We start from the raw sequence: 15,412 nt of genomic DNA on the forward strand, positions 1-15,412 counted from the left end.
CGCGATCGCCAAGGGCTCCGCTCCTTACACCCGAAGTGGCGCGGACCATAAGGGGGACGGAAAAGCGGTCAAGGGGCGCGGGTGTCGCCGGGTGGAGCGCCCCCCCCTCTCCCGGATGGGAGAGGGGTCGGGGGTGAGGGTGGCGAGGTCGAACCGGTTCTCTCGAAGCTTTCCGCTTGTCATGGCCGGGCTTGACCCGGCCATCCAGTCGAGGCGTGAGCCTGGGTCCCCGGGACAAGCCCGGGGATGACGGTGGTGAGGCGGAGACGTAGTGCGCCCCTCCCGGCGTGATCCCTCACCCCCGACCCCTCTCCCATCCGGGAGAGGGGAGCCCTCCGCCCCTTGTCCCCGCGGCCGCTTTCGTGTAACGAGCCCCCTTTCCGGACACCCCATCCACCGAGAGGAGCCGCCCATGGCTCGCGTGACCGTCGAGGACTGCATCGACAAGGTCGAGAACCGCTTCGAGCTCGTGCTGCTGGCGAGCCACCGCGCCCGCCTCATCTCGTCGGGCGCGCCGCTCACCATCGACCGCGACCGCGACAAGAACCCCGTCGTGGCTCTGCGCGAGATCGCCGACGAGACGATCGCTCCCGACGACCTCAAGGAGCAGCTCATCCACTCGCTCCAGAAATACGTCGAGGTCGACGAGCCCGAGGCCGAGGCCGTGCCGCTCATCGGCGGGCCGGTGGCCGGCGGCGGGGGCGACGATTCAGAGGTGCAGTTCGACCGCATGTCGGAGGACGACCTCCTGCGCGGCCTGGAAGGCCTCGTGCCCCCGGCGGAGAGCGACGACGACGAGTGAGCGCCCCGCGCCCGCCCCGACGAGACCAGGACCCGGCCCAGCGCCGGGTCTTTTCATGTGGGGGCGGCGAAACGCGCCTTGCGGTGCAGCAATCAGCCCCTTACCTTTTTTAGATTACGAAAGATCGGTGGACTACGGCGCCGTGGGGGCGCGCGGGCATGATGCGTCAGTACGAGCTCGTCGAGCGGGTCCGGAAATATAACCCCGCCGCCGACGAGGCTCTTCTCAACCGGGCCTACATCTATGCCATGCGGGCGCATGGCACCCAGAAGCGCGCCTCCGGCGACCCGTTCTTCGCCCATCCCCTCGAGGTCGCCGCGATCCTCACGGACCTGCGGCTCGACGACGCCACCATCGTGGCCGCGGTCCTCCACGACACCGTGGAGGACACGGAGGCGACCCTCGACGAGATCGAGAAGCTGTTCGGCCCCCAGATCCGGGCGCTCGTCGACGGCCTGACGAAGCTCAAGCGCATCGACCTCGTGTCCAAGCAGGCGGCGCAGGGCGAGAACTTCCGCAAGCTCCTGCTCGCGGTCGCGGCGGACGTGCGCGTGCTGCTCGTGAAGCTCGCCGACCGCCTGCACAACATGCGCACCCTGCACTTCATGCCCGCCGAGAAGCGGGCCCGCATCGCGCAGGAAACCCTCGACATCTACGCGGCGCTCGCCGGCCGCATGGGCATGCAGGAAATGCGCGAGGAGCTGGAAGACCTCGCTTTCCGCAACCTCAACCCGGAGGCCTACGAGACCATCACCCGGCGCCTCAACGACCTGGAGGCCCGCAGCGAGCGGCTCGTCGAGGAGATCGAGCACGACCTCATGGGCCGGCTGGAGACCCGGGGCATCCCGGCCGAGGTGAAGGGCCGGCGCAAGGAGCCCTACTCGATCTGGCGCAAGATGGAGCGCAAGTCCGTCGCCTTCGAGCAGCTCTCCGACATCTTCGGCTTCCGGATCCTCGTCGGCGACCTCGACGAGTGCTACCGGACGCTCGGCGTGGTCCACACCACCTGGCCGATGGTGCCCGGCCGCTACAAGGACTACATCTCGACCCCGAAGCAGAACGACTACCGCTCGATCCACACCACCGTGATCGGGCCGGGCCGCCAGCGCGTCGAGCTGCAGATCCGCACCCGCTCCATGGACGAGATCGCCGAGTTCGGCATCGCGGCCCACCCCCTCTACAAGGAGGGGATCAACGACACCTCGCGGCTCGCGCAGGAAAGCCGCGCCTATCAATGGCTGCGGCGCACCATCGATCTCCTGGCCGAGGGCGACAGCCCGGAGGAGTTCCTGGAGCACACCAAGCTCGAGCTCTTCCACGACCAGGTGTTCTGCTTCACCCCCAAGGGCCGCCTCATCGCGCTGCCGCGCGGCGCCACGCCCATCGACTTCGCCTATGCGGTCCACACCGACGTCGGCAACACGGCGGTGGGCTGCAAGATCAACGGCCGCATGGCCCCGCTCCTCACCGAGCTCCAGAACGGCGACGAGGTGGAGATTGTGCGCGCCGACGCGCAGGTGCCGCCCGCGGCCTGGGAATCCCTCGTGGTCACGGGCAAGGCGCGCTCGGCGATCCGCCGCGCCACCCGCACCGCCGTGCGCCGCCAATATGCGGGGTTGGGGCGCCAGATCCTGGAGCGCGCCTTCGAGCGCGCCGGCAAGGCGTTCTCGGAGGAGAAGCTGAAAGGCGCCCTCCCCCGGCTCGCCCGCGGCACCGTCGAGGACGTGCTGGCCGCCGTGGGACGGGGAGAGATGTTCTCCGGCGACGTCGTGAAGGCCGTCTATCCCGACTACAAGGAGGAGCGCCGCACCCCCGGCGCGCCCGTGGACGGCGCGGGCTGGATGAGCATGGCCCAGGACGCCACGGTGAAGCTGAAGCTGCCCAACGGCGACGGCGGGGGCAACGGCATCCCGATCCGCGGCCTCAACCGCGACATCCCCGTGCGCTTCGCCCCCAATGGCGGTGCCGTGCCCGGCGACCGGATCGTCGGCATCCTGACGCCCAACGAGGGCGTCACCATCTATCCCATCCAGTCCTCGGCCCTCGCGGCCTTCGACAACGAGCCGCATCGCTGGGTGGACGTGCGCTGGGACATCGACATCGGCGCGGCGCAGCGCTTCCCGGCAAGGCTCCGGCTCCAGAGCATCAACGAGCCAGGCTCGCTCGCCCAGATCGCCCAGGTGATCGCGGACCACGACGGCAACATCGACAACGTCGCCATGGACCGGCGCACCCCGGACTTCACCGACGTGGTCATCGACCTCGCGGTCTGGGACTTGAAGCACCTCAACGCGATCATCGGCGAGCTGCGCGCCAAGCGCGTGGTGAGCCAGGTCCAGCGGGTCACCGGATAGGGCTGCCCGCTGGCGATCGCTTAACCCTCTTGCGCCATGATCCCCGCCGGTGCGGGAGGGGTGCGGATGAGGCAGCGGACGAAGCGCGGGGCGGCTGGGATCAGGCCTGGACGGGACGTCGCGGCCGCGGCGGCCGGGGCCCGCGCGTGAGCGCCCTCCAGCCCGCCCTCGATCATCCGGCTTTCTGGCCCGCCGGCGAGACCTGGCGCGGCTGGCGGGGGCGGCGCATCCGGACCTTCGTGTTCCTGATCGCCGTCATCCTCGTCAACTACACCCTGTTTCGCCCCTCCCCCGTCGACATCGCGCTCACCACGGCCTTCGCCCTCACGGTGTTCTGCCGCCAGCAGCTCACGGTGACCGCCTTCTTCTACTATGTCCTGATCTTCGTCTGGCTCCTGTCGCTCCTGTCGGCCTCGCTGCGCTTCATCGACGACGACGAGGTGTCGTACCAGATGGTGAAGATCAGCTTCGCGGTCTCGATCGGCCTGTGCGCCTGCCTCGTCGCGGTCCACTGGACCTCGGCCCACCTGCACCGCTTCCTCCAGGTCTGGATCGGCTCGACCCTCATCGCGGCGCTGCTCGGCACCGCGGGCTTCGCGCTCAACGACCCGGACCTCACCTGGGACGGGCGCGCCAAGGCGCTCCTCGACGACCCCAACATGTACGGCGCCTTCCTGCTGCCGGGGGTTCTGGGCTGCGTGTACTTCATCAACCGGGGCCGGCACCGCTGGCTCTATATCGGCTGCCTCCTGTGCCTCACGCTGGGGCTCGTCCTGTCCTTCTCCCGGGTCGCCGTGGTGGCCGCGCTGGTCCTGAGCCTCGTCCTCGTCGCCATCATGAACCGGCAGGCGCTGCTGCGCACCTTCCTCTACGGCGCGGGCGGGGCCACGGTGCTGGTGCTGGTGGGCATCTGCGCCATGCTGTTCATCGAGGGCGCCGACGACAAGTTCCTCGACCGCTTCACCTTCGCCAAGGAATACGACCTCGGCGAGCAGGGACGCCTCAACCGCTATATCGGCAGCATCGCCTTCATCCTCGACAATCCCCGCGGCATGGGGCTCCTGCAATACGAGAAGCTCTTCCCCGAGCCGATCCACAATCTCTGGATCTCGTCCTTCATGAATTTCGGCTGGAGCGCGGGCTTCGCCTATACCTTCCTCCTCGTGTTCTCGATCACCCTGTCGATCCGCAACTACCGCCGCACCGGCGACGTGATCTGCATCGTGCTGATGCTGGGCTGGCTCGGCATCGCGACCTGCGCCCTCCTGCACGAGGCGGAGCGCTGGCGCCATCTCTGGCTCATGATGGGGCTCCTATGGGGCGTGAACCCCCGCAACTGGCCCCCGCGCGCGGTCCCGGCAGCCACCAGGGGAGCGGCGTCGCCATGCGCATCCTGATCGCCAATTCGGGCCACCCGGCCACCATCAAGGGCGGCGCCGAGGCCGCCGCGCTCGATCTCGCGCACGGGCTCAGCGAGCGCGGCCACGGGGTGAGCCTCGTCGTGCACCATCCGGGCCGGGGTCACGAGACCTGGGACGACGGGGGCGTACGGGTCCACGCCCTGCCCAACCGCAACCTCTATTTCGGCTTCGACGGCCGCCCGCATGCGGCGCCCGCGCGGCTGGCCTGGCATGCGCTGGACGGCGCCAACCCCTTCATGGCCGCCGCCTTCGGCCGCATCCTCGACGCCGAGCGCCCCGATATCGTCAACACCCACGCCCTGCCAGGCTTGTCCCAGCTCGTCTGGCGCGAGGCCCGGCGGCGAGGGCTCCCCGTCGTCCACTATCTCCACGAATACGGGACCATGTGCCCCCGCGGATCGGGGTTCCGGGACGGGCGGCTATGCGAGCGGCCCTGCACCCCTTGCGCGTGGCTCACCCGTCCGCGCAAAGCCCTCTCGCGCCTCGTCGACACGGTCGTGGGCGTGAGCCGCTTCACCCTCGACCGTCACCTCGCCTGGGGCTTCTTCCCGCATGCCCGCACCGAGGTGCTGCCCAACCTCTTCCGGGACTTCCACCGGCCCGCCGGCCCGCGGCGCGGGGCTGCGGAGCTGCGGCTCGGCTATTTCGGGCGGCTCATCCACGACAAGGGGGTGAGCCTCCTCATCGAGGCGGTTCGCCGCCTGCCGCCGCAGGGCTGGACCCTCGACATCGGCGGCACCGGGGACCCGGCCTTCGTCGACGCCCTCAAGGCCGCCGCGCCTGCCAACGTCCGCTTCCTCGGCTGGACGCGGGCGGCGGATTTCTTCCCCTGCATCGACCTCCTGATCGTCCCCTCGATCTGGCCCGACCCGCAGCCCCGGGGGGTGTTCGAGAGCTACATGCACGGGGTGCCGGTGGCGGGCGCCCGCTCCGGCGGCATCCCGGAGCAGATCGACGAAGGGCGCACGGGCTGGCTGTTCGACCCAACGCCCGAGAGCCTCGCCGCCCTCCTCTCGGCCCGCCTTGGCACGCGCGACGACCGGGCGATCTCCGCCGACGCCCTCGCCAGGCGCCTGGAGCGCCTGGAGCCGGGCCGCGTGATCGAGTCTTACGAGGCGGTGTTCGAGGCGGCGATCGCCCGCAGGCGCGCCGCGGCGTGAGCCGCTACCCCGCCGCGAGCTCCGGCTCGCCCGCGGGCACGCGACCGGGCGACAGAAGCCCTTGCGCCAGGAGGCGGGCCGAGCGGGCCCAGCTGTAGCGGGCGAGGCGCTCGCGCCCGGCCTCGATGCGGGCGGCGCGGATCGCCGGCGGCTCGGCCAGGACCGCGCCCATGAGGCGGGCGAGGCCGTCCGCGTCGTGGGCGTCGAAGAAATCGGCCACCCCGTCGCACACCTCCACCACGGCGGCCGCCCGCGAGGCGAGGACGCGGGTGCCGGCCGCCATGGCTTCCAGCGGCGGGATGCCGAAGCCCTCGTAAAGGCTCGGGAAGATCAGCGCACGGGAGCGCCGCAGGAGGCCCGCCAGAACCTCGTCGCTCTGGCGCCCGGCGAAGATCACGTTCCCGTCCGCCGGCACGGGCTCGGCCCCGAAGATGCGCGCATCCGCCCGCCCGACCACGACGAGCCGCGCCGCGCCGGGCTCCAGCCGCCGGAAGGCCTCGATGGCGACGCTGAGATTCTTGTTGCGGGTGAGGTTGCCCACGGTGACGAAGAACGGCGCCTCGCCGGCAAGCCGCAGCGCCCCCGCCTCGTCCGCCTGCACGCGGGCCAGGTGCTCCCAGCCGTTCGGGGCGACCCGGATCGCCGAGCCCGGCACCTTCAGGATCGCGGCGAGCTCGTCGCGGGAGAACTCGGACACGGTGGCGAGCCGGGCCGTGCGGGCGAGGATGCGTCCCGCCGTGGCATGGACCAGGCGGTAGGCCCGGGAGAAATGCTCGGGATGGCGATAGACCGCCGCGTCGTGGATGACGACGAGATGGCGCGGGTGCAGGAGCGGCCCGCTGCCGGCAAGGCTGAGGAGCCGCGCCCCCCGGGCCGCCTGGGCCAGGGTGACCTGATCCCAGCGATGGTCGATCCAGCGCCCGACGCGCTGGAGGCGGATGGCCCTGAGATCGAAGGGCACCTCGGCGGGCTCAGGGGTTACCAGCACCCATTCGACGTCGTGTGCGATCGCGCCCGTGGCCAGCGCCGCATCGAGCGCCTGCACGATCTCGCCGGCATAGCGCTGCACGCCGCTCATCGGCTGGGCGAGGAAGCGGCCGTTGATGACAGCCTTCATGACGCAAGACCCCTTGGCGCGACGGACCGGGCCCGAGGCCCCGTTTGCGGCGCACCCTGGCATAGCCGGGTTAACCGGCCCTGTGCGGGATCCTGGAGCGCTGAGAGGCTGGCCCGAAGTCCTCCCCGGCCTCGTCCTGAGGTGCCTACCGCAGGTGGGCCTCGAAGGGGGTTCCAGAGGACTCCGGACGGCGGTGGCGAGGTGGTGCGTGCTTCGAGGCCCTGCCACGCAGGGCACCTCAGCATGAGGGGGAGGATGGGACTGTCATTACGGGCCGCACTGTGACGTGACGGCGCTAGTTCAGGGCGACGAAGGACGAGGACGCCACGCGGCCCACGCCGCCGAACCCGCCCGCGGGCTCGACCGCGGTGAAGCCCCTGGACGCGGCAGGGCGCGCCGGCTCGAGGGTTACGACGCGCATGGTCCGCAGCAGCGCCTCGCGGGTCGCCTCCCGCGCCGAGACGGCGAGGAGCGTGTCGACCTGGCGGCGCGCGCTGGCGCCGAGCGCCCGGGTGCGGCGGAAGTCCTCGAAGCCCTGCCGCTCGCCCGCGAAGGCGACCGCCGAGACCGCGCCGACGATGACGTCGCCCCGGCGCAGGGTCGGGTCCTGGGCGGGGTTCAGGCGGCTCGCGATGTTGTCGGGCCCCTGGCACGAGCAGGCGGCGGGGCGGCGGCTTTGATGCGCGAAGGCCTGCGGCAGGCTGCGATAAGGCCGCCCGTCGGAGCCTCGCGCCGCGCCGATGTCGGCCGAGCCGCGAGGGAGCGTGAACAGGGCCATCTCGGCCTGCGGGCAAGCCGCCTCGCAGGAGGCCTGATGCAACGGCCGGTCGCGGTCCGACGCGAGATTGCCTAGCGGGAAGAAGTAGCCGTCGCATAGGCGCACGCAGACGCTGCGGCCGGTGACGGGCCCGGCCGCCCGGGCGGATGCGGTTGCGGACGCGACGCGCAGGGGTTGGGCTTTCGGTGCAGCCGCCGCCGACCGCGCCGGCTGGGCCACGGCCGCCGGCACCACGACGCGCGCGACGGGCGCCGGCAGCCGGCGCGCCGCCTCCTCGCGAAAGAAGCTCATGATCCCGGCATCGTCCGCCGCCCGCACCATCCCGGCGCCCGTGACGAGCGCGGCAAGCCCCAGCAGCACCCCGAGCCCGACCGCCCTGCCCCGCCCGCGCCTCAGCGGCGCGCGAAGCCCCGCCCGCACGGCCGCGACGCCCTCCCCGCCCCTTGGGGACACGTCGTCACTGCCAGCGGTCATGGGGCCTCTCCCAAGGTCAGGTGAAAGGCGGACCGTAATGGGACAGGACGCTGGGGGCTACGGGGGCAGCGCGTTTATCCAATGTTAAGGTTGACGGGTACGGCCGGGCTCTCGCGGACGCGCGAGATGAGTCACCGAACGGTCGTGTGCAAGCAGGTCGGACGGGCGCGCAGGCGCAGCCCGTCCGATGGTCTCGACGTCGAAAATGGTCGATGCGGCGCTCAGGCGCGGCGGAACTCGATCCCGCACTTCTTCTGGATGCTGGCCTGCTCGATGGCCTCCATCTGGCCCTTCAGGCTCGCGACCTCGGAGGCGGAGGCACCGTCGCCCTTGATGAAGAACAGGGCCGGCCAGAACAGGACGACGCCCACGCCCGTGGCGACGGCGTCGTTCGTGGCCTTCTGATCGTGGGCCCCGACGGCCTGAGCCGCCCGGGCCGAGACGCGGGCCGCCTCCTGGCCGAGCTCGCGGCAGCTATAGCCCTGATAGGTGACCGGCGAGATGTAGGACGCCGAGATGTTGTCCGACCGGGTCGCGCAAGCGGCAAGGCCCGCCGCGATCGCGGCGGCGGTGACGACGATTTTCATGATGGTAAGCCCCCAGAGTTGAGGCCGCTGCCTTTGCACAAGCCGGATGCCCCCGCAACCGCCAAGCCTCGGCAGCCTTAATTGCTCGTGCGGGGCCGCACCGGAGGGCCCCTCGCCGGGGACGGTTTCAGGACGGTGCACGCTTGTGGTCGGGAGACGGAAGCGGCCGCCACGCCTGCTTGACCCGGCCTGCGAAGGGAACATCCCTCGCGCCGAGGCGGATCTGCGAGGCCGGGCCATGAGCCGCCCCGAAAACACGAAAGCCGCCCGAAGGCGGCTTTTTGGTCGTCAAGGGCCCCTCAAGGGCTCTGATAATGGTCGGAGCGGCGGGATTTGAACCCACGACCCCTAGTCCCCCAGACTAGTGCGCTAACCAGGCTGCGCCACGCTCCGACGCCCTTGCGGGTTTGGGGGACATAAAGCGTTTGGGCCCTCGCCGCAACCCCCGAAACGGGGGTAGCTCCATCCGGGAGCGCGCCTGATGTCATCCCCGGCCGGAGCCCACCGTCAGGTGGGTGGAGGGGAAGCCGCCTCCGGCCGGGGATGACACTCGAGGCTAACGGTCACGCCCCCCGAAACGGGCTTTCACGGCCGATACGGCGTGCGGCCGGTGGCGAGCGCGTGGTCGAGAAGGTCGAGGCGGTCCTGGCCCCAGAACACCTCGCCGCCGAGCACGTAGGCCGGGGAGCCGAAGACGTCCGCCGCGATGGCGTTCTCCATGTTGAGGACGTAGACCACCTCCGAGGCCGTGGCCTGCGCGCTCTCCAGGAGCGCAGTCGAGTCGAGGCCCTCCGCCTCCGCCAGCTCGGCGACGACGAGGGGGTCGGCGAGGTTGCGCTCCTCCTCCCAGATCCCGGCATAGGCCCGGCGCAGGAAGGCGCCCGGGTCGCCGCCCGCATTGACCATCGCGATGACGAAGCGGTCGAGGAGCGTCGCGTCGAAGGGCCAGTGCTTCGGCTGGACGTTGAAGGCGAGGCCCCGCCGCTCGCGCCAGCGCTGAAGCTCGACGAGCCGGTAGCGCTGCCGGGCCGGGTGGCGCTGGGCCAGCGGCAGGCCGCCCGTCTGGGCGAAGACCTGGCCCAGGAACACCGGCTTGTAGGCGATCGCGAGATCGTGCCGCCGGGCGATCTCCAGGAAGGGCGCGTGGCCGATATAGGCCCAGGGCGAGACGGTGGAGAAGTAGTAGTCGATGGGGCGGGGCATGGGGGTCCTCGGGGCTGCCGCACCGCCACCTAGGCCACGCGCCCTCGTCAAGGCACGCCAGGGAGCCGCAGAGATGGGCGCGGACGCGATGCACGTCAGGAAAGCCACCAGAGCAGCGCTGCTACAATAGAGCCGCCAAGGACGATTGGCGCCGCGAAAAAGGCAGGGATGCCGAACCCAGACGCGGAAAGCTCGACAATGTCAGTGAAACGGATTTTGAAACGGTGGGGGCTGTCGGAGGTCAAGGCACTTACCTTTCGTTAAGACGTAAGGCAAAGATGCACGCGGTTCGTTAACCGGACCTCAAGAACTCATCGGAACAGGCACGGAACGGCTGACGAGCCGATTCGTACTGTGCCCTCGTCAAGCCGCGCCCTTGAGCGCGTCCTCGGCGGCGAGGAAGGCCGCGACCTCGGGGGTCATGGGAGGCCTCGGCATGTCCGGGCGGCCGAGCTCGGCGAGGATCCGGCTCACGGGCACGAAGGCGCGGGCGCCCCGGTCGTAGAGCCCGACCCGCACCAGCGCGATCGCAGCGAGGATCTCGTTGCCCTCCCGGCCCCGCGACACGATCCGGTGCTCCATGACGATGGACGTGTCCGTCCAGGCGACGAGGCGGGTCTGGAGCTCGAAGGGCCGGAACAGGCGCAGCTCACGGCGAAACCGGATTTTTCCCGCGCTCACCACCGGCAGCCATTTCTCCCGCAGCACCGCGCGCCACAGCCCCGAGCGGATCATCACGTCGGCGCGGCCCAGATCCATGAGGGTCCAGTAGCGGCCGTTGTTCATGTGCAGCGAGGTGTCGAGATCGTGCGGCCATACCCGGAAGGAGAGGCGAGACACCTCCACGAGCGGATCGAGCCGGGGCCGCCAAAACGCCGAGACGACGAGGTGGAGGAGGCGCAGCCAGAGGTTCACCGCAGGCCGATCCCGCTCTCGCGCTGGAACCAGGCGAGGTCGAGGGACGGCGCCTCGCCCGTAAGCCCTGTCAGCAGCACATGGATCTGGCCGCGATGGTGGGTCTGGTGGTTGAAGAAATGCATCAGGGTCGGGGCCAGGGGCTGCTCGACGTCCATGGGCCGGGTGATGGTGCGGTAGCGGATGTTGCCGGCGAGCGCGGCGTCGGTGAGGCCCCCGGCATAGGTCTCGATGCGGGCGTCCTCGCGCTCGCGCTCCCGGCGCAGGTCCGGGAAGGCCTCGAACAGGATCGCGTCGAGCCGCGTGGGCGACTCCCCCTCCCCCGTGAAGCGGTGCATCCAGATCTTGTCGGCGACCATGAGGTGGTTGAGCGTGCCGTGGACCGACTTGAAGAACGCACCCCGGTCGGCCCGGTAATCGGCATCCGGGAGCGCGGCCGCCGCGACGTAGACCTTGAGGTTCGCCCACGCATTGTAGGCGGCGAGCATGCGGAAGAGGTGGGTCATGGGTGAGCTCCGTTCCCCTCCCCCTTGCGGGGAGGGGTCAGGGGTGGGGGTCGTAAAGTCGGAGCTGGCGGAGGGGTAGGGAGCACGCACGCCGCTACAGCCCTGACCTGGACCGTCGGCGCGTGGCGTCCCGACCCCCACCCCCGGCCCCTCCCCGCAAGGGGGAGGGGAAAGCGCGCCTCACGCCGCCCGCTTGGCGCGGCCGTAGAAGGTGCCGCCTGTGGAGGCCATCTCGACGAGCATCCTTGGTGGCGAGAAGCGGGGGCCGTGCTTGGCCTCCAGGCCCCGGCACATCTCCACGAAGGCGCGCGCGCCCATCATGTCGATGTAGGACAGGACGCCGCCGGTGAAGGGCGCGAAGCCGAAGCCGAGGATGGAGCCCACATCCGCCTCGCGCGGATCCGTGACCACGCCCTCCTCGAAGACCCGCGCCGCCTCGACGGCCTGGGCCACGAGCAGGCGGCTCTTCAGCTCCTCGAAGTCGATGAGCTCACCCTCTTTGTGCTTGGGCTGGAGGCCGGCGAGGCCGGGCCAGAGCCGCTTCTTGCCGCCCTCCGGATAGTCGTAGAAGCCCTTGCGGTTCTTCCGGCCCAGGCGCCCCTCGCGCTCCACCATGCGCACGAGGAGCTCCTCCTGCGCCGGATCGACCGCGTCCGCGCCCACCTGCGCCTTCGTCGCCTTGACGATCTTGAGTGCGAGGTCGAGCGCCACCTCGTCGTTGAGGGACAGCGGGCCTACCGGCATGCCGGCCGCCTTGCCGGCGTTCTCGATCATCGCGGCGGGCACGCCCTCGGCGAGCATCTTGTGCCCCTCGAGAATGTAGGCGCCGACGCAGCGGTTGGCGAAGAAGCCGCGGGCGTCGTTGACGACGATGGGCGTCTTCTTGATGGCGCGCACATAGTCGAGAGCGGCCGCAAGCGCCGCGTCGCCAGTGGCCTTGCCCATGATGATCTCGACTAGCATCATCCGCTCGACGGGCGAGAAGAAGTGGATGCCGATATAATTCTCGGGGCGCTTGGAGGCCTTGGCGAGGCCCGTGATGGGGAGCGTCGAGGTGTTGGTGCCGAAGATGCAGTCGGGCCGGATCACGGCCTCGACCTTCTGGACCACCTCGGCCTTCACGGCCGGATCCTCGAACACGGCCTCGACGATGAGGTCGCAGTCGGCGAGATCGGCGTAGTCGGACGTGGTCTTGATGCGGGCGAGCAGCGCATCGCGATCGGCGGATTTGGCGCGGCCCTTCATGATCTGGTCGGAGACGAGCTTATGGCTGTAGGCCTTGCCCTTCTCGGCGGCCTCCATGTCGCGGTCGAGGAGCACCACCTCCATGCCGGCATTGGCCGTGACATAGGCCACGCCCGCGCCCATGAAGCCGGCGCCGAGCACGCCCACCTTACGGATCGTCGTCGGCGCCACGCCTTCCGGCCGGCGCGCGCCCTTGTTGAGCTCGCCCATGGAGAGGAACAGCGTGCGGATCATCGCCGCGGCTTCCGGCGTGCGCAGGATCTTGGCGAAGTAGCGGGACTCCACTTTAAGCGCCAAGTCCATGGGCAGCTGCAGGCCCTCGTAGACGGCCTGGAGGATGGCCTTGGCCGCCGGGTAGTTGTCGTTGGTCTCGCGGCGGTAGATCGCGTTGGCCGGGGGCCAGATCTGCATGCCGGCGGCGGAGAACACCTTGCCGGACGGGGTCTTGAAGCCCTTCTGATCCCAGGGGGCGACGGCCGCGCCGCCGTTGCGGATATAGGCCTTGGCGGTCTCCAGGAGATCGGCGTGGGGCACGACCTGGTGGACGAGGCCCATGTTGCGGGCCATGAGCGGGCGGATCTGGTCGCCCTTGAACAGCATCTGGAGCGCGTCGCCCGTCTGCATCAGGCGCGCCACGCGCTGCGTGCCGCCCGCGCCGGGGAAGAGGCCGACCTTGATCTCAGGGAGACCCACGCGGGTCGCATCGTGGTCGCACAGGACCCGGTGGTGGCAGGCGAGCGCGAGCTCGAAGGCGCCGCCGAGGCACACGCCGTGCACGGCCGCCACGAACGGCTTACCCGCGGTCTCGAGCTTGCGGTAGAGCAGCGTCAGGCGCCGGGACTCGTCGAAGAAGGTCTGCATGGCAGCCTCCTCGCCCCGCTCCTTGGCGAGCCCCTCGTAGAGGGTGCGCAGGCCCTGGAGCATGGTGAGGTCGGCGCCGCCGGAGAAGGAGCCCTCCTTGCCCGACGTGATCACGCAGCCCTTGACCGCGGCGTCGGCCACGACCGCGTCGATGATCGCGTCGAGATCGGCCATGACCTCGGGGGTGATGACGTTCATGGAGCGGCCGGGCATGTCCCAGGTCGCGACCGCGATGCCGTCGGAATCGGTCTCGAAGCGGAAATTGGTGAGGTTCATGGTGGGCTCCCGTCAGCCCCCCTCCCCCTTGCGGGGAGGGGTTGGGGGTGGGGGTCGTAAAGTCAGAGCGGCGGATCGGTTGGGAGGGCTCCACGGCGGTACAGGCCCGTCCTTGAGACGGCCAGCCCGGCGGCACCACCCCCACCCCTAGCCTCTCCCCGCAAGGGGGAGGGGGGACGGGAGTCAGACCCGCTCGATGATCGTCGCGGTGCCCATGCCGGCGGCGACGCAGAGGGTCACGAGGGCGGTCTGCTTGCCCGTGCGCTCCAGCTCGTCGAGCACGGTGCCGAGCACCATGGCGCCCGTGGCGCCGAGCGGGTGGCCCATGGCGATGGCGCCACCATTGACGTTCACGCGGTCCGGATCGAGCTCCAGCGCCTGGATGTAGCGCAGGACCACCGCCGAGAAGGCCTCGTTGATCTCGAACAGGTCGATGTCGTCCTTGGTCATGCCGGCCTTGCGCAGCACGAGCTCGGTGACGTCGATGGGGCCCGTGAGCATCAGGGCGAGATCCGAGCCAATGGAGGCGAAGGCGCGGATGCGGGCGCGCGGCTTGACGCCCGCCGCCTCGCCGCCCGCCTTGGAGCCCACGAGCACGGCGGAGGCGCCGTCGACGATGCCCGACGAGTTGCCGGCGTGGTGGACGTGCTTGACCTCCTCCACGTCCGGGTGCGCCGCGATCGCCACGGCGTCGAAGCCGCCCATCTCGCCCATCTGGACGAAGGCCGCCTTGAGCTGGCCAAGCGACTGCATGTCGGTCGAGGGCCGCATGTGCTCGTCACGGGCGAGGATCGTGAGGCCGTTCACGTCCTTCACGGGAACGACGGATTTCGCGAAGCGCCCGGCCTCCCAGGCCGCCGCGGCGCGCTTTTGCGACTGGACGGCGTAAGCGTCGCAGTCATCGCGGGTGAAGCCGTACTTCGTGGCGATGAGGTCGGCCGAGATGCCCTGGGGCAGGAAGTAGTTCGGGATCGCGATGCCCGGATCCACGGGCCAGGCGCCGCCCGAGGCGCTCATGCCGATGCGGCTCATCGACTCGACGCCGCCGCCGATGGCGAGATCCTTCATGCCGCTCATCACCTGGGCGGCCGCGAGGTTCACGGCGTCGAGCCCGGAGGCGCAGAAGCGGTTGATCTGGACGCCCGGGGTGTCCTTGCCGAAGCCCGCCTTGAGGGCGGCCGCGCGGGCGATGTCGCCGCCAGCCTCGCCGATGGGATCGACGCAGCCCAGCACCACGTCCTCGATGAGGACGGGATCGACGCCGTTGCGGTCGCGGATCGCGCCGAGCGTGGTGACCGACAGGTCGACGGAGGTCACCTCGTGCAGCGAACCGTCCGCCTTGCCGCGCCCGCGGGGGGTGCGCACGTGGTCGTAGATATAGGCCTCAGGCATGGGGTCCTCTCCCTGGCGCCCGTCCGGGGCGCGGCGGCCCGGCTGCGCGGGCCTCGAATTCTTGGGGATGGCGCCCCGGCGGGGGCGCCCGACATGGATCAGGCCTTCTCGGCCTCGAGTCGCCCGACACGCTCCTTGACCGCGTCGAGCTCATGGACGAGCGAGCCGAACCCCGCCACGACGGCGTGCGTGAGCCCGTCGAGCTTGATCTCGACGGTGTCCAGACGTTCGGACATCCCACGCACGTCACCGCGTAGGGCGCCGATCTCGCCGCGTATCTCGCGCAGGAGCTGAAGCGTCAGGTTCTCGGGCTCGGTCATG

The 15,412-nt window shown here is 70.4% G+C and carries 13 protein-coding genes and 1 tRNA gene; 4 read left to right on the top strand and 10 right to left on the bottom strand.

The window, feature by feature from the left end; genetic code table 11:
- Positions 1–412 precede the first annotated feature (412 nt).
- The 4 genes from rpoZ to F0L46_RS03525 all read left to right on the top strand — a co-directional run bounded on the left by rpoZ (position 413) and on the right by F0L46_RS03525 (position 5,737).
- Positions 413–802 carry a DNA-directed RNA polymerase subunit omega gene (gene rpoZ, locus F0L46_RS03510; protein ID WP_149815651.1) on the top strand — a complete coding sequence of 130 codons (390 nt, stop codon included), beginning with the start codon at positions 413–415 and terminating at the stop codon, positions 800–802.
- Positions 803–960: 158 nt separating this feature from the next.
- Positions 961–3,156, top strand: coding sequence for a RelA/SpoT family protein (locus F0L46_RS03515; RefSeq protein WP_149815652.1), 2,196 nt, complete (start codon positions 961–963; stop codon positions 3,154–3,156).
- Between the two features lie 146 nt (positions 3,157–3,302).
- Positions 3,303–4,553, top strand: coding sequence for an O-antigen ligase family protein (locus F0L46_RS03520; protein WP_149815653.1), 1,251 nt, complete (start codon positions 3,303–3,305; stop codon positions 4,551–4,553).
- Entirely contained in the window at positions 4,541–5,737 is a 1,197-nt protein-coding gene (locus F0L46_RS03525; protein ID WP_188311831.1) for a glycosyltransferase family 4 protein, read from the top strand. The genes F0L46_RS03520 and F0L46_RS03525 overlap by 13 nt, the downstream gene beginning before the upstream one ends.
- Positions 5,738–5,741: 4 nt before the next feature.
- Here the strand turns inward: F0L46_RS03525 and F0L46_RS03530 are convergent, their stop codons facing one another.
- The 10 genes from F0L46_RS03530 to F0L46_RS03575 all read right to left on the bottom strand — a co-directional run bounded on the left by F0L46_RS03530 (position 5,742) and on the right by F0L46_RS03575 (position 15,411).
- Complete coding sequence (locus tag F0L46_RS03530) at positions 5,742–6,854, bottom strand: glycosyltransferase family 4 protein (RefSeq protein WP_188311832.1); 1,113 nt, start codon at positions 6,852–6,854, stop codon at positions 5,742–5,744.
- Positions 6,855–7,149: 295 nt separating this feature from the next.
- Positions 7,150–8,106 carry a DUF2865 domain-containing protein gene (locus F0L46_RS03535; protein ID WP_149815656.1) on the bottom strand — a complete coding sequence of 319 codons (957 nt, stop codon included), beginning with the start codon at positions 8,104–8,106 and terminating at the stop codon, positions 7,150–7,152.
- A 221-nt stretch (positions 8,107–8,327) separates the two neighbouring features.
- Entirely contained in the window at positions 8,328–8,693 is a 366-nt protein-coding gene (locus F0L46_RS03540; RefSeq protein ID WP_149815657.1) for a hypothetical protein, read from the bottom strand.
- Positions 8,694–9,008: 315 nt separating this feature from the next.
- Positions 9,009–9,086: transfer RNA gene (locus F0L46_RS03545), tRNA-Pro, on the bottom strand.
- A gap of 192 nt (positions 9,087–9,278) precedes the next feature.
- Positions 9,279–9,896: a 2-hydroxychromene-2-carboxylate isomerase gene (locus F0L46_RS03550; RefSeq protein WP_149815658.1), complete on the bottom strand. Its 618-nt coding sequence runs from the start codon at positions 9,894–9,896 to the stop codon at positions 9,279–9,281.
- Between the two features lie 363 nt (positions 9,897–10,259).
- Positions 10,260–10,811, bottom strand: coding sequence for an acyl-CoA thioesterase (locus tag F0L46_RS03555; RefSeq protein WP_149815659.1), 552 nt, complete (start codon positions 10,809–10,811; stop codon positions 10,260–10,262).
- On the bottom strand, positions 10,808–11,317 hold the full coding sequence (locus F0L46_RS03560; protein ID WP_149815660.1) for a DinB family protein: 510 nt from the start codon (positions 11,315–11,317) through the stop codon (positions 10,808–10,810). Before F0L46_RS03560 ends, F0L46_RS03555 begins: the two co-directional genes overlap by 4 nt.
- 180 nt (positions 11,318–11,497) lie before the next feature.
- Positions 11,498–13,699 (bottom strand): 3-hydroxyacyl-CoA dehydrogenase NAD-binding domain-containing protein, encoded by a 2,202-nt coding sequence (locus F0L46_RS03565; protein ID WP_149815661.1) that lies wholly within the window; start codon positions 13,697–13,699, stop codon positions 11,498–11,500.
- Between the two features lie 183 nt (positions 13,700–13,882).
- A complete protein-coding gene (locus F0L46_RS03570; RefSeq protein WP_149815662.1) occupies positions 13,883–15,091 on the bottom strand; it encodes an acetyl-CoA C-acetyltransferase in 1,209 nt (402 codons plus the stop codon).
- Positions 15,092–15,189: 98 nt separating this feature from the next.
- The gene (locus tag F0L46_RS03575; protein ID WP_149815663.1) at positions 15,190–15,411 is read right to left on the bottom strand and encodes a hypothetical protein; all 222 of its coding nucleotides are present in this window, start codon (positions 15,409–15,411) and stop codon (positions 15,190–15,192) included.
- Between the last annotated feature and the right edge of the window lies 1 nt (position 15,412).

The sequence above is a fragment of the Salinarimonas soli genome (assembly GCF_008386575.1).
In the GTDB taxonomy this organism is placed as follows: Bacteria; Pseudomonadota; Alphaproteobacteria; order Rhizobiales; family Beijerinckiaceae; genus Salinarimonas_A; species Salinarimonas_A soli.